The organism is Mesotoga sp. BH458_6_3_2_1 (assembly GCF_003664995.1).
Taxonomy (GTDB): Bacteria; Thermotogota; Thermotogae; order Petrotogales; family Kosmotogaceae; genus Mesotoga.
On sequence record NZ_JFHL01000005.1, the window covers coordinates 68,464 to 82,393 of the forward strand.

Below are 13,930 nucleotides of genomic sequence, written 5' to 3' on the forward strand. Positions count from 1 at the left end.
ATCACCAAACAGATTCAATATACGACTGCGCGCCTTTTAGGGCTTGATCGACTGTCATAGCGCCACTATATATAGCCTGCAAAGCTGGTTCCAGGGCTTCAAACAAAAGGGATTGGTACCCGGGACGATTGGGCATAAATCTTCCTTCGTCTATGATCTCTTCCAGTTCGGGAAGCCAGTCGGAACGGAATAGGGGATATTTGTCGCACTGAACGAAAAACTCCCTGCTGTGCTCGTTGAGGAAGTTTATGAAACTGAGACACTGGTCGCGGGTTTCTCCGTTGAAAAGAGCAAAGCCCTTCGAGTCTATTACACCTTTGATCTCTACGCCCTCGAGATCGGGAAAAGGCACCATTGCGAATTTCGGCCCCTTCTCTCTGAATTTCTCGGCCATATAGCTTCCCTGGAGCATTATCCCGATTTTTCCCTGTCTGAAGAGACCATTCATTGCAGCTCTCTCTAGCCTCGAGATAGTCCCTTCGTCAAAGTATTTCATAACCTTCGATACAGCTTCTATGCTTCCTTGAGATCCCACAAGAAGATTTTCCGTCTCTTCCTCGGATTGCAGGGCCGAAACGTATGGAAACATTACGTAAGGGGATGTGAAATCGAATGCTATCGGGTAATCGACAACGCCGGCGAGCCTTTCTTCTATCAGTTCGAATTGAGAAAAGTCAAGTCCTTCTTCGAGATTCAATCCAGCTTGCTCAAACGCGTCGATATTGACAAAGGCAACCTGACTGTCCGCATAGTAGGGAACTGCTCCGACAACACCGTTCCAGATATATGGACTGAGATATCTTTCCGGGTAGTCTTTAAGCGCATCTTCCGAAATAGGGAGGCTCTTGTCTGAAGAGGCTACATCCCCTATATATGTATCTTTTATCAAAGCGGCATCGGGCAGATCACCTGTCTTCAGACTGATATTCAGCTTTTCCTCGATCTTGGGGAAGTAAACGATCTCTACAGGTATGCCTGTCTGGTTATAGAAATCGTCCGCAGCCTGTCTGTAGAAGGCCTCGCCTTCCCAGCTCACCCAGAAAGTTATGCTTAAGGCTGCCGAACAGAGCAATACAGCAAGTGCAGATGCAAGTAACTTCTTCATTTCATACCTCCATACTCAGTATCTCGAAAAGAACCCGTTCACTCTTGAAAGGAGCGTGTCGCAGGCGGATGCCGGTAGCGTCGAAAATCGCGTTGGCTATTGCAGGAATCGGCGTGTCTATTCCGATTTCGCCAATGCTCTTCGCCCCAAAGGGGCCCGTCGGTTCGTAACTGTCTACGAGTCCGCAGGTAAGCTTTCCGTAATCCATCCTCGAAGGAACTTTATAGGTGAAGAAATCATTTGTCAGCATTCTTCCGTTCTTTGCGTATATTATGTCTTCGTATAATGCCCACCCAATACCCTGCATCGAGGCTCCTTCGAGCTGACCCATCGCCTGAATTGGATTCAACGCAAGACCGCAATCGGCGTAGGAAACGTAATTGATCAGGGTGATCTTGCCGGTGTCTGTGTCGACTTCAACCTCTGCGAAACTTGCCGCGAATGGCGGGGGAGACTCTTCGCCGACATAGGATGCCGACTCGGAAATCTGCTGCTGGTTGAACGTGTACATGTGCATAGTACAGAGTTCCGATAGCGATACGGAAGAACCGTCTTTTCCTCTGATCACTCCGGATTCGAGCGTAAGTTCCGATCGATCCCTTTCCAGATACTCGGCCGCAAGATCAAGTACCTTTTCCTTTACCTTCTCTGCGGCGAGCCTGACGGCGTTTCCAGAGACATATGTGGTGCTGGAGGCGTATGCACCGACGTCAAAAGGAGTAAGGTCCGTATCCGAGGAATATACGACGATCTTATCGAGAGGAACGGTTAACACCTCGGCGGCTATCTGACCGAGAATAGTGTCGCTTCCAGTGCCGAGGTCCGTAGCTCCCACGAGAAGATTGAATGAACCGTCTTCATTCATTTTGATGGTCGCCGCCCCCATATCGATCTTCGGGATTCCCGAGCCCTGCATTGCAAGCGCACATCCCACGCCACGAACCTTCGTTCCGTTTTTCGTCTTCTTTCCCCGTTTGCTATCCCAGTCGATTGCCTTTTTTCCGAGATCGATGCACTCCTGAAGCTTACAGCTCCTCATGATCTGCGGAACCCCTTCTCTTCCTTCTCCCATGATTTCGAATATTGGAGAGGTCTCGCCCTCTCTTATGGAGTTCATCTCTTTGAGCTTCAGCGGATCCATTTTCATCTCGTGGGCCAGTTCGTCGATCGCGCAATCAAGCGGGAAAAGTCCCTGGGGCGCTCCATACCCTCTATATGCCCCCGCGGGAGGAAGGTTTGTGTAGACTATGTCGCCTCCGAAATGAACGGCGTCCACCTTGTTGTAAAGAGGCAGTGTCTTTGAACCGGCGACCATGAACGTAGTGAGACAGTGTTCTCCATATGCACCCGTGTTCGATATGCCTTGCAGCGATATGGCTCTGATTTTTCCATCTTTCGTTGCGCCGACGGCGACATCGAAACTCATTTCGTGGCGAATATTGGTTCCCATTGAGACTTCTTCCCTGCCGCAAACGATTCTTGCGGGCATTCCTGTCTTGATAGTTACGAGAGCCGCATAAGGTTCAACGATAATAGACTGCTTGCCTCCAAAACCTCCGCCGATTCTCGGTTTTATCACACGAATATCCGCAATTGGCTTTTTCAATATGCGGGAAAGGATTCTCCTGCAATGGAACGGCACCTGAGTTGAAGAAACGACGATAAGTCTTCCAACAGAGTCAAAATAAGTCAGAGCGTTGTGTGGCTCCAGCGCGGCATGAAGCTGTGTATCTACGTGATAGGTCTTCCTCAAGACAAAATCGCAGCTTTCCAGAGTCTTCTCCACATCGCCAATATCCATCACAAAGTGAGCGGCTATGTTTCTTGATTTATCGAAGACGCCTGAGCAATCTTCTTCGTCATGAATTACTGGAGCTCCCTCATTCGACGCCTCTCTCATATCGAAGACCGGATCGAGAATTTCATATTCGACCTTGATGTTCTTCACGGCCTCTCTTGCGGCCTTTTCGCTTTTTGCAGCCACAACAGCCACCACGTCTCCAACGTACCTTACCTTGCTATCCAGAAGATAAGTATCGTAGGGAGAAGGCTCCGGATATCCCTGACCGGCCCTTGTGAAAGGTATTCTATCGATATCTTTGAATGTGAAGACGCCGACTACATCGTGAATCGCCTCGGCCTGTCCGGTATCAATGCTCTTGATTTGAGCGTGGGCATGTGGCGAGCGCAAAAGCTTCACCACAAGAGCGTCAGGCGCATCGTAGTCGGGAGTGTACACCGGTTTTCCCCTAACGAGTGCCAGGCCGTCGACTTTCTTTTCTGGCCTTCCTACCGTTTTGAAGTGTTCACTCATCGGTTTCACCTCTCCTTACTTCGGCCGCCTTCTTTATCGCTCTATTCTGAGGCTCATATCCCGTGCATCTGCATAAGTTACCGTTCAAAGCGAGCCGGATATCTTCATCGGTCGGATCGGGATTTTCTCTCAGCAGAGCTTCACCGGTCATAACAACCCCGGGAATACAGTATCCGCACTGGGCGGCACCCTCCTCGAGAATCGCTTCTTGAATTGGATGGAGCTTATCGCCATCTGCCATCCCTTCTACCGTCTCTATGTTTTGCCCGTCTATCGAAGCGGCGAAAGTAGAACAAGATAGTATCGGTTTTCCGTTCAGCAGAACCGTGCAGGTGCCGCAGCTCGCTGAACCGCAGCTCCTTCTCACGCTCTTGTAGCCGATTCTTCTGAGAACTTCGAGAAGATATTCCCCGGGCTCGATGTCGAGTTCATGAAGCCTTCCGTTAACGGTTAATGCTATTCTCATCGAATCATCCCCTTCAGCTTTTCGGCTGCTCTCTGAGCAAGGACCGACGCGAGGTGCTTTCTGTATTCGAAGGAAGCGGTCATATTCGATCCTCCGACAAAACTCTCGTAAAGCAGGCTCCTTACGATCGAAGGCATGACATCATTTATCTCCAAATCAGCCATGGCGCTCTCGACGCTTTCAAACCTCGCCGGATACTGCGGCCTCGATCCGCATACAACTCGGGCGGCCTTTATTCTTCCCTGTTCCGGCCTGATTGAAAGACCGACATTGACGGTCGCAATGTCGAAAGTAGTTTTAGAGAATTTTTCAAAGGCCGAGTACCAGCCGTCTCTCTTCAGCATTATGTGTGTTATCAAAGGTTTTTCGCCTGCAGGGAGGGAAAAGTAATCGGATATCAGCATTCTCTGATAACCGTCTACTCCGTAGACCATAAGGCTGGAGCCCGTGACCAGGAGGCAGGTGCTTACGTCGGACCATCCTAGTTTCGGCGCTATAGAGCCTCCGATAGTCGCCATATTCCTAATTTGCCATGAACCGACGAGAGAGAAGGCCTCATAGAAGAACTCTCCGAACTCCTTTCTTATCAGCTGGTCCTTCCTGAAGGACTCAACGGTTGTCGTCGCGCCAACGACAATTTCGTCTTCGGTCACAGAGACCGTGTCAAGTCTGAGCGATTTCAGATCGATGACTTTTTCGATGCGCGATGACTCCATCAAAGCCACGATAGTTCCTCCGGAAAGGAATATTGAATGTTCTTTGTCGCTCTGCATAAGTTCGTATGCCTCTTCAACTGTCTGCGGTCTGAAGTACTCACTTACGTTAGTCAGCATCATATCCCCTCTTTCTCCAGACTTTTAAGGTTCTCGAAATGAGATTCTTTATCACGGTACTTCTATACCACGAGCTTGCACGAACATCATCGATCGGTGTGACGGATTTCATTGCGAGCTCGATGAACCTGGCTTCGTCAAAGGACTCTCCAGATCTTGAATAGTACTCGCAGGCTTCGACTGGAACGACAACCACGGGAGCGACCGATCCGAAGGCCATCCTGATCTCCGATTCTGAGATTAGAGATCCTACGGAAGCCACTGCAATGGCCATTGCGTTCCTCTGGCCAACTTTGTGGAACTGAGGAAAGAAATCTCCAGTCTTTTCGAACGTTATGGACTTGACGAATTCCCCACTCGCAAGAGAGGTCGATCCAGGTCCCTTTATGAAGTCGGCGATTCTTTCGACTCTCTCTCCTGTCGGCCCACCTATAGACAGCCTTGCATTGGAAAGCAACATAGGGACTATCGAATCGCCCGCGGGAGAAGCGTTGACGACATTTCCAACCAGTGTGGCCCGGTTTCTGATCTGTGGACTTCCAATCTCTCTTAAAGCCATCTCCAGTATTTTGCTGTGCTTGATAATTGCATCGCTGTTCAGAAGTTTGGACATTGTGACCTTACAGCCTACTCTAAGCGAATCGCCCAGGTCTTCTATGGTATCAAACCCCTCGAGATGCCTCAGGCTTATCACCTTGTCTGGGAGTACTCTCTTCAATCGTATCTTCACCAGCAGGTCGGTGCCGCCGGCAAGAATACAGCTTCTCTCAGAAAGGAGTGTTTGGAGCTCCTCCTCACTGGTCGGCATAAAAACCCTAAACGACATCTCACTTCACCTCCAAAATCCTCTCTCGCTATTTAAAAAGAATAATCGTGGTCAGAATGAACTATCTTGCCCGGGACATCGATGTCAAAGACATTGTGTCTTCCGCCTTCAATTTCGCGAATCGATGCCAAGTTTCTTTTCACCAGTTGAAAGGCGCCCTTGTCACCGGAAATTCTGGAGAGTTCGGGGAACAGCTTCTTCGATATGAATGTCGGAAAGCCTTTTTTACCCCGAAAAACGAAGGAGACCATTTCATCATCTGGCCTTACGGAATCGAGAAGAGATTTTACGTCTTCTCCTGTAATCAAAGGCATATCTGCGAGCGACAAGACGATTCCTTCACAGCTTTTGGGGCACTCTTCCATCCCCCTGACTATGCTTGTCGATATACCGTCTGAATAGTTCTCGTTGACAACCGTTCTGAACGTACCGGTCCTGAATTTTCTGATTTCGAAATCCGGCTTCAGTACCAGAATCTTCTTTAGAGCAACGACGCTTTCAAGATTATCGAGCGACCATTGAAGAAGAGGTTTCCCCCTGAAATCCGTAAGAAGCTTCTCGCCGCGAAAACGACTGGATTCTCCGGCCGCGAGAAGTATCAGTGCAACCGATTCACTATTCATTTGCTTTCCTTAGGTTCTCAGCTGCCGTTCGTATTGCCTGTAGTATCTTGTAGTAGCCGGTACATCTGCAGAGGTTGCCCTCTATCGCTTCCATTATCTCTTCATCGCTTGGATTGACCTTCCGGTCGAGGAGCGCCTTCGTTGACATAATCATTCCCGGCGTGCAGAATCCGCACTGAACTGCTCCTTCGTCAATGAAGGCCTTCTGAATGGGGTCAAGCTCTCCATTTCTAGAGAGCCCTTCGATCGTTGTGATCTCTGAGCCGTCTATTTCAGGAAGAAGGACGAGACAGGAATTGACCGCTTTGCCGTCGATTATTACGGTGCAGGCTCCGCACTCTCCTTCGCCACAACCTTCCTTTGTCCCGGTGAGTCCCAGTTCGCCACGTAAGAAATCCAGCAACCTGATATCTTCCTTAACATCCATTGTTAAAGTCTCATCGTTAAGTGTGAAGGTGATCTTCATCTAAGTGCCTCCTCAATAACATCTTTCTCCGGCGGGAGGGTCTTTACTTCGGGAAGAACAGTCGATACATTCTTGAGATCCTTCAAGCCATTGCCCGTAACGACGACCAGAATCCTGCTACTTTCGTCGACAATCCCGATTTCTCTCGCCTTTCTGAACCCGGCAAATGCTGTCGCTCCGGCCGGCTCAGCGAATACGCCTGTCTCCCTTGCAAGTTCAATTATACCCCGAAGAATTCGGCTGTCTGAAACAGATAAAAAGAGACCTTCATGTGCTTTGGTGTAGCGACAGGCCTTAACGACATCTCTCGGTTTTCCAACGCAGATACTGTCGGCAACCGTCGATGCCTCGAAATCGATCGGGTCGAAGGGGAAACCCCTTTCATAGGTTCTCATAATCGCGGCGGAGCCCTCTGCCTGCACTCCTACCATGGTCGGCATTTTGTTTATGATCCCTAGTTTGATGAGATCATCAAATCCCTTGTAGAAACTTGAAAGCACAGTTCCGTCTCCTGCCGAAACAAAAACGAAATCCGGGAGATTATCCCGCATCTCAAAGGCAAGTTCAAGCGCGCAAGTCTTTTTCCCTTCGAGAAGATATGGATTTATTGCGCTGTTTCTACAATACCAGCCCATTGACATTCCAATCTCCATCGAGAGATCGAATACCCTGTCGTAACTCGCATCAATTGCCAGAATCTTCGAGCCATAAACCTGGAGCTGAGTAATCTTTGCTGTCGGGGCCGTTGCAGGCACAAATATCACGCTCTTCATACCTGCCACGGCAGAAAGCCCGGACAGAGAACTCGCCGCGTTTCCGGTTGAGGCACAGAAGATCGTGTTGAATCCCTTCGCTTTGGCCTTTGCCACTGCGATTGCGCTAGCTCTGTCTTTAAAGGAGGCCGTCGGGTTTCTTCCGTCGTCCTTCACAAATACCTCTGCCACCCCATACTTTCTTGCAAGAGAATCGCTTCTATACAGCGGCGTGTTTCCAACCAGAAGCTCCGGAGGATCGACCTCTTCTTCAAAGGGCAGCAGAAAGTCGAAAGCCCAGATTCCCTTTCTGTGAAGCGGTAATGAACTGCATCTATATTGCTTTCTCACCTGCTCGAAATCATAAACGACTTCCAGTGTTCCCCTTCTCTCACCGCAATCGGGGCAGAAGTAATCTACTTCATCTTCTGTAAATTCCTTGCCGCAACTGATGCACTTTAGAAAGTATTTTCTCAAGTCAGGACACCGCCGATCGCGCCAACTGGGCAACGTGATTCGCACAGCCCGCAACCGAAGCACTCAGCCGTGTCCACTTCCACCTTTTCATCCAGACTCAGCGCAAAGTAAGGGCAAACCGCAACACACAATCCGCATCTCGTACATTTATCGTGATCGATTACCGGATTCCTCACCTCAAAGGACTCTTTCTGTCTTTCGGCAGAGTCGATCGCATCTTTCACACTCTCAAATCCTCTCTTTTCGAGAGCCGACGGAAGAGAGTCTACTATCCTTTTGAAAAGTTCTTTACCGTTTATCAGGGCTCCAGAAAGCATCTGCACCGCCGACGCGCCGCAAGAGAGAAAGTCAATAACATCATCTGCGCTTGAAACGCCACCGACTCCAATTATCGGCAGAGAACAGCCCTCGCGAATTCTCCTTACGGATGAGAGGGAAAGCTTCTTGATCACTGGACCGCTTATCCAGCCGAAGCCATCCCCGCTCCCCATCAAAGAACGATTGGCCTTCCGATCGAAGGGATAGACTGGACCGAGTGAGTTTATGGCAACGATCCCGTCGCCACCGGATTCCTGGACCGCTCCGGCCATCTCGGCGGGATCTGGAACCGAAGGGTCGAACTTCAGGAAGACCGGCTTGTCAGTTCCTTCTTTGACTGCCGAGATCAATTCCTTCATGAGAGAGGGATCATCTGCAACGTAATGAGTCGACAACTCAAAACCATCTGCAAATTCAGAGAATAATGGAACGAGCTTTCTCAGATCTTCAGGGGAGTAGCCGAGACTAATTATCAGTGGAAGACCGGAATACTTCTTATACTCGGGGAGGAACTCCTCAAGCCATCTGTCGGGAGAGAACTCGCTCCATAGTTCCGTGTTCACTACGAAATCTCTTTCTGCGATTATGCAGGGTCTCGGGACCTTCGCGGCTATGGTGGATATGGTTTTCGTTACCATTGCCCCGACCCCCATCGTCTCGATGGCGCGCATCTTTCTGTGATCTCCTGTGAGCGGACCGGAAGCAGGCATCAACGGATTCTTCAGATAAATTCCGGCCACTTCTGTCGAAAGATTCATCCAAGCACCTCCTTAGAACCTCTTCTCAAAAGCTTTGAATAGTCTTCGCGCCTCTTTGTATATAACATCTTCATCGATTCTTGCTGGTCTTCCCTCCGCGAGTATTCTCTCTCCGGCGACGAATGCGTCGCTTACCGAAATGTTGTCGCAGATTCCAAAGAAGAAGTGATCCATAAAGTTTTCTGCTGTGATCTCCGTTGGGCTGCGGTAGTTCAGGATTATGAAGTCCGCAGAGCTTCCTTCCCTGATCGTCCCGAGATTCACACCGAATGCGCTCGTTGCGAGATCGTAATTAGAGCCAAAAAGCGAACGAGTGAGATCGCCCGAATAGCTCGCTGCCGGATCACGATGAACATAGTGGGGGCAGAGAATCATGAATCTAGCGTCATGGCAGAGATTGAAGCCATAACCGTCGTTTCCCATAAGCAAGTTAGTGCCCTCATCGTTGAACTTCTTCCATTCCGGGAAGCCAACACCGTTGTTGATATTCGATTGACAGTTGACCACAATATAGCCTTTCGTGTCCTTTATGAGAGCTCTTTCAGATGCTGTCGTGTGAATGCAATGCGCATACAGCGAGTTCTGAATCATGAGCCCAGCTCTGTGAAACCGCTCCAGTATTCTTTGATCGTAAAGGCTAAATGTATGTTCCTGATCCTCGGGGCCCTCGGCGACATGAACGTGTATCGGAAGCCTTCCGGCTATCTCCTTCGAGGCCAAAGAGAGAGTTTCCTTCGAGAGAGTGAAAGAAGCGTGAAAGCCGAAGATCCCTTTCTTATAGGCTGTGTTCACTTTGGCGAAATCCAGGTTCTCGCGAATTCCCCTGTCCCGTCGTTCGAGTCCGTCTCGATCTGAGACTTCATAGGCTCCGCAATATCTGAGGCCTACAGTATTTACTGAAGAAGCTATCTTGTCAAGAGAACCCTCAATTGCATTCGGAGAGGAATTGTGGTCAAAGAGCGTCGTGACTCCTCCCTTCAGAGACTCTATAGCGGCGACATACGCAGAAAGTTCCAGGTCTTCATGAGTCAACGCTCTGTCCAGTCGCCACCACAAGTCCTCCAGCAGCTTGGTGAACGACGAGGGATTGAAGGGTGACACTCTCAGGCCCCTCGAGAAAGTCGAGTAGATATGAGTATGCGCATTTACCAGTGACGGCATAAGCAGTCTGCCCTCGAAATAGAGATTCTCTCCGTCATACTTGCAATCGCCGGCAGAGACTTTCACGATCTCTCCATTTTCAACTCTCACGTACCCTCTTTCGATGAACTCTCCGTCATTTGTAAAGATCGAAACACCGTTTATCTGCATGAACCTTCCCCCCAGCGTACTCGTCCACGTTGGATAAAGCATCCTGAAGCCTTTGGAAGCAGCACATCGCCATCCCTGAAGGCGATCTTTCCTCTGTGGATTACCGTTTCAACGGAGCCCTTGAGCCTCATTCCCTCATACAGCGAATGGTCTGACCTGGTGAAAGGCGATTTCGACGCGGTAATCTCCGCATCTCTGTCAACCACTGCAATATTGGCCACGCTACCGGGAGCCAGGAGCCCTCTTTTTGGAAAGAGACCGAATATCCTGGCGGGATTAGCTGAAAGAAGGGCAGAGACTTTCACAAGATTCCCACTGAGCAGGGTATTTAAAGTGGCAAATGAAAGCCCCAGCGATCCCGAGCCGTTCGGCATCTTCGAATATTCGGCTCGATTCTCAGATTTTTCCTGGCTTAGGAAGGGACAGTGGTCCGTTCCGATTGAGGATATCTCGCCCCTTTGCACAGCAGAAACTAATAATAGACGCTCATTCTCGCTCCTGGGCGGGGGGCAGTAAGTGTTGAGGTACCCTTCTTCTCCTTGAAGCGGTTCTTTGTTCAGAAGAAGATATTGTGGACAGGTCTCGAGTTTTGTGAAATCTCTCCAGTCGCCACCCATTGAAGAGAGAGTTCTTGTGGTCTCTCCGCTCGAAACATGAACCACATAAAGCTGACCATTTCTCTCGAGCGAAATCAGTGCGAGCTTGGCGACTTCGGACAGCTCACTAATGGTGGGCCTGAGAGACGAGAGCTCTCTGAAGGTCGAACTTTTGTAATCCGAAGCGATTTCGTTGATTATCTCATCGTTTTCCGAATGGGCCAGCAGCACGAATCCCAGTTTTCTTGAAAGCGAAAGCAATCTGTAAATCATCCCGTCGCCCGTTCTGCGATTGGAGGAACTATAAGTTGTGAAGATCTTTATTGATGGCATTCTGGCCTCTATCGCCGCCTCTGCGATCTCTTTGGCAGAGAATTCGGGACTCCCGGCAAGCGTGACGTGAAAAGCATAATCTACTCTGCTGTCTGCAGCCGTCTGCATCCGACTCTTCTTCGCTTTCTCAAAGTCTGAAAGAGTGGAGACGGGATCGAGAAAATCTATCAGAGTGGTCACTCCTCCGCTTAGAGCAAGAGCCGATCCCGAATCGAAATCATCGACGGAAGTGTATCTTCCCAGATTGAGACTGAGATGCACATGGGGATCGATAAACCCTGGAAGCAAAAACAACCCCGAACAGTCCAGGGTCTCCCTTGCAGGGAACTTTTCTCTAATTGAAGATATTACTGCGACTTCCTCGCCCGTCACGTAGACATTTGCAGGAAAAAGCCTGTCACCTGTACAGACAGTTCCATTTTCAAGGGCGAGGTCGTAACTCACGGTCTTCCACCCATTGTGAGAGCCATGACCGCCTTGGAGGTGTGAAGTCTGTTTTCGGCCTCGTCTATTACGATCGATTGCGGACCGTCGATCACTTCATCCACGACTTCGCGTCCTCGATCTGCTGGAAGTGCGTGCATGTAGACAGCTCTCTTGTTTGCAACCTTCATTCTCTCGGGGGTGCAAATCCAGTCTTTGTTCTTCCTGACCTCCGTCATGATCTCCTGGGGATCTTCCGATACATAAAATCCTCCCCATGACTTCGGAATAACAATATCTGCATCTTTGAATGCCTCATCCATATCGTGGAGTATATCGAACCTGGCCCCGCTCTCTTCTGCGTTAAGCCTTGCCTGATCAACTATGTCGGGCATCAAATCGAAGCCTTTCGGATATGCTAACTTCACGTCCATACCGTATCTAGTGAAGAGAAGAATCTGGGACTGCGGAACGGAAAGTGGCTTAAGATGGCTCTCGGCGTAGGCCCAGGTTATTGCGACTTTAAGTCCGCTCAAGTTTGTCCCGAATCTCTCTCGAATTGTCATCATATCTGCCATAACCTGCATAGGATGATAGACGTCATCCTGGAGATTGAGAATTGGAACATCTGCATGTTCGGCAAGAGATCTCAGGTAAGGATTCCCCGCCTTGAACTTGCAGTGCCTGACGGCAATGGCGTGGCCGTATCTCGATAAAATCATGGCCGTATCACGCGGAACCTCTCCATGAGCCGTTTGCATCGTTGAAGGATCTAAATAGTGAGCATGACCGCCAAGCTGGGTTATTCCCGCTTCCATCGAATTTCGCGTTCTGGTGGACTGATCGAAGAACATCAAGAATACCGTCTGATATGGAAGCAAAGGTGTGGGATCATTCGTTGCGAATCTTCTCTTCAGATCAGAAGATAGATCGAGCATAAGGTCAATTTCCGTTCTTCTGAAATCCTGTGTAGTAATGAAGTCTTTGCCTCTCAAAATACTACTCATCTTGTTACCTCCTAATCTATTGTGAAAGCCTTAACGGAAGAAGGGCATACATAGCCGCCGCCCTTACCAGATGATCGACAGGGCATTGATCGTCGGGACTGTGTGCGAAGATCTCATTTGCAGGGCCAAATCCAATTGTTGGGATCGAGAAAACACCGGCGGTTGCGATTCCGTTGGTTGAGAATGTCCATTTGTCAACGAAAGGCTCCTCTCCGAAAACTTCTCTGTAGGTGTTTACCGTCTTCCGCACTATTTCGCTGTCCTCTTCCATTACCCATGTCGGGAAATACTTCTCGACTGGATAAATGGTTCCCGTATAGGAAGGTCTTTCATAGAAGAGTTCGACAATTTCAGCCTCTTCTCCGGCCATTTGAACGGCCTCTTGCAGCTCTCTGATAACCGTCTCTTTTGTCTCCCCGGCTGTCAGCCTCCTGTCGATCTGAATAGTGCACTCGTCGGCAACGGCGTTCTGCGAAGGGGATTTGAAGAATATCTGTGTCACGACTATCGTTCCCTTGCCCAGGAAGGGATCGTCCGTGAGCCTTTCATTCAGTCTCTCGATTTCTGAAATGATTCGGCTCATCTTGTATATTGCGTTAATTCCTCGCTCGGGAGCGCTCGCGTGACAGGAGAGTCCCGAGGTTCTCACTTGAAGTTCCATTCTTCCTCTGTGTCCCCTGTAGATGTTTAAGTTCGTCGGTTCTGTAATGACGACATAATCCGGTATTATACCGTCTTCCTTGATTATGTATCTCCAGCACAGACCGTCGCAATCCTCTTCCATTACCGTCCCTGTAACGTAAAGGGTGAAGTCTCCCAGAAGACCCTCTTCTTTCATTATCCTGGCTCCATAGACCATTGCTGCCATTCCGGCCTTCTGATCTGAAGCTCCCCTTCCGTAGATTACTCCGTCAGAGACCACTCCGCCGAAGGGATCTACTTTCCAGAGTTTCTCGTTTCCAACTTCGACGGTATCTATGTGGGCGTCCATTGCAATCACATTCTTGCCGGATCCTATTCTGCCAAGAATATTCCCCAGTCCATCTATCCTGACTTCATCGAATCCAACTTTCTCCATCTCTTTTTGAATTCTCTGGACCACTTCTCTTTCGCCGGCGGAGAAGCTCTTGATACTAACAAGATCTCTAAGAAATTCGGTAAGTTCCTCGCGGTATGATTCAGCCTTGGTAAGAAGATCTCTCGACACTTTTGTCACTCCCATGCATTAGTATTTTCTTCATTATAACTTCTTGCATATTGTAAAGAAAAGCAACATAAGAACCGGCTAACGCTCTAGTAATAGTATAGCTCGACTGACGGTG

General features: G+C 49.3%; 13 protein-coding genes. All 13 read right to left on the reverse strand.

The genetic code is table 11. The features are described 5' to 3' along the window. Window position 1: 1 nt before the first annotated feature. Genes Y697_RS04285 through Y697_RS04345 form a run of 13 tightly spaced genes read right to left on the reverse strand, consistent with a single transcriptional unit; the run spans window position 2 to window position 13,830 of the window. On the reverse strand, window positions 2–1,105 hold the full coding sequence (locus Y697_RS04285; protein WP_121550453.1) for an extracellular solute-binding protein: 1,104 nt from the start codon (window positions 1,103–1,105) through the stop codon (window positions 2–4). A 1-nt stretch (window position 1,106) separates the two neighbouring features. Then, window positions 1,107–3,419: a xanthine dehydrogenase family protein molybdopterin-binding subunit gene (locus tag Y697_RS04290; protein ID WP_121550454.1), complete on the reverse strand. Its 2,313-nt coding sequence runs from the start codon at window positions 3,417–3,419 to the stop codon at window positions 1,107–1,109. Further along, a complete protein-coding gene (locus Y697_RS04295; RefSeq protein WP_121550455.1) occupies window positions 3,412–3,885 on the reverse strand; it encodes a (2Fe-2S)-binding protein in 474 nt (157 codons plus the stop codon). Before Y697_RS04295 ends, Y697_RS04290 begins: the two co-directional genes overlap by 8 nt. Beyond that, on the reverse strand, window positions 3,882–4,718 hold the full coding sequence (locus Y697_RS04300) for a xanthine dehydrogenase family protein subunit M (protein WP_121550456.1): 837 nt from the start codon (window positions 4,716–4,718) through the stop codon (window positions 3,882–3,884). Before Y697_RS04300 ends, Y697_RS04295 begins: the two co-directional genes overlap by 4 nt. Continuing rightward, the gene (locus Y697_RS04305) at window positions 4,708–5,544 is read right to left on the reverse strand and encodes a xanthine dehydrogenase family protein subunit M (RefSeq protein WP_121550457.1); all 837 of its coding nucleotides are present in this window, start codon (window positions 5,542–5,544) and stop codon (window positions 4,708–4,710) included. Before Y697_RS04305 ends, Y697_RS04300 begins: the two co-directional genes overlap by 11 nt. Before the next feature lie 32 nt (window positions 5,545–5,576). Then, a complete protein-coding gene (locus Y697_RS04310) occupies window positions 5,577–6,167 on the reverse strand; it encodes an NTP transferase domain-containing protein (RefSeq protein WP_121550458.1) in 591 nt (196 codons plus the stop codon). Continuing rightward, window positions 6,160–6,633: a (2Fe-2S)-binding protein gene (locus tag Y697_RS04315; RefSeq protein ID WP_121550459.1), complete on the reverse strand. Its 474-nt coding sequence runs from the start codon at window positions 6,631–6,633 to the stop codon at window positions 6,160–6,162. Before Y697_RS04315 ends, Y697_RS04310 begins: the two co-directional genes overlap by 8 nt. After that, window positions 6,630–7,862, reverse strand: a complete 1,233-nt coding sequence (thrC, locus tag Y697_RS04320; protein WP_121550460.1) for a threonine synthase — start codon at window positions 7,860–7,862, stop codon at window positions 6,630–6,632. The genes Y697_RS04315 and thrC overlap by 4 nt, the downstream gene beginning before the upstream one ends. Next, window positions 7,859–8,938: a 4Fe-4S binding protein gene (locus Y697_RS04325; RefSeq protein ID WP_121550461.1), complete on the reverse strand. Its 1,080-nt coding sequence runs from the start codon at window positions 8,936–8,938 to the stop codon at window positions 7,859–7,861. The genes thrC and Y697_RS04325 overlap by 4 nt, the downstream gene beginning before the upstream one ends. 12 nt (window positions 8,939–8,950) lie before the next feature. Further along, on the reverse strand, window positions 8,951–10,249 hold the full coding sequence (locus tag Y697_RS04330; RefSeq protein ID WP_121550462.1) for an amidohydrolase family protein: 1,299 nt from the start codon (window positions 10,247–10,249) through the stop codon (window positions 8,951–8,953). Next, window positions 10,240–11,622: a dihydroorotase family protein gene (locus Y697_RS04335; protein WP_121550463.1), complete on the reverse strand. Its 1,383-nt coding sequence runs from the start codon at window positions 11,620–11,622 to the stop codon at window positions 10,240–10,242. Before Y697_RS04335 ends, Y697_RS04330 begins: the two co-directional genes overlap by 10 nt. Then, a complete protein-coding gene (locus tag Y697_RS04340; protein WP_121550464.1) occupies window positions 11,619–12,608 on the reverse strand; it encodes an ornithine carbamoyltransferase in 990 nt (329 codons plus the stop codon). Before Y697_RS04340 ends, Y697_RS04335 begins: the two co-directional genes overlap by 4 nt. A 16-nt stretch (window positions 12,609–12,624) precedes the next feature. Then, a complete protein-coding gene (locus Y697_RS04345; protein WP_183083706.1) occupies window positions 12,625–13,830 on the reverse strand; it encodes a YgeY family selenium metabolism-linked hydrolase in 1,206 nt (401 codons plus the stop codon). Window positions 13,831–13,930 lie beyond the last annotated feature (100 nt).

What these genes read in the sequence shown, in the direction of transcription:
- Y697_RS04345 (WP_183083706.1), bottom strand. Translation starts at nt 13,830, where the DNA reads ATGGGAGTGACAAAAGTGTCGAGAGATCTTCTTACCAAGGCTGAATCA.
- Y697_RS04285 (WP_121550453.1), bottom strand. Translation starts at nt 1,105, where the DNA reads ATGAAGAAGTTACTTGCATCTGCACTTGCTGTATTGCTCTGTTCGGCA.
- Y697_RS04305 (WP_121550457.1), bottom strand. Translation starts at nt 5,544, where the DNA reads ATGTCGTTTAGGGTTTTTATGCCGACCAGTGAGGAGGAGCTCCAAACA.
- Y697_RS04325 (WP_121550461.1), bottom strand. Translation starts at nt 8,938, where the DNA reads ATGAATCTTTCGACAGAAGTGGCCGGAATTTATCTGAAGAATCCGTTG.
- Y697_RS04310 (WP_121550458.1), bottom strand. Translation starts at nt 6,167, where the DNA reads ATGAATAGTGAATCGGTTGCACTGATACTTCTCGCGGCCGGAGAATCC.
- Y697_RS04330 (WP_121550462.1), bottom strand. Translation starts at nt 10,249, where the DNA reads ATGCAGATAAACGGTGTTTCGATCTTTACAAATGACGGAGAGTTCATC.
- Y697_RS04290 (WP_121550454.1), bottom strand. Translation starts at nt 3,419, where the DNA reads ATGAGTGAACACTTCAAAACGGTAGGAAGGCCAGAAAAGAAAGTCGAC.
- Y697_RS04315 (WP_121550459.1), bottom strand. Translation starts at nt 6,633, where the DNA reads ATGAAGATCACCTTCACACTTAACGATGAGACTTTAACAATGGATGTT.
- Y697_RS04340 (WP_121550464.1), bottom strand. Translation starts at nt 12,608, where the DNA reads ATGAGTAGTATTTTGAGAGGCAAAGACTTCATTACTACACAGGATTTC.
- Y697_RS04300 (WP_121550456.1), bottom strand. Translation starts at nt 4,718, where the DNA reads ATGCTGACTAACGTAAGTGAGTACTTCAGACCGCAGACAGTTGAAGAG.
- Y697_RS04295 (WP_121550455.1), bottom strand. Translation starts at nt 3,885, where the DNA reads ATGAGAATAGCATTAACCGTTAACGGAAGGCTTCATGAACTCGACATC.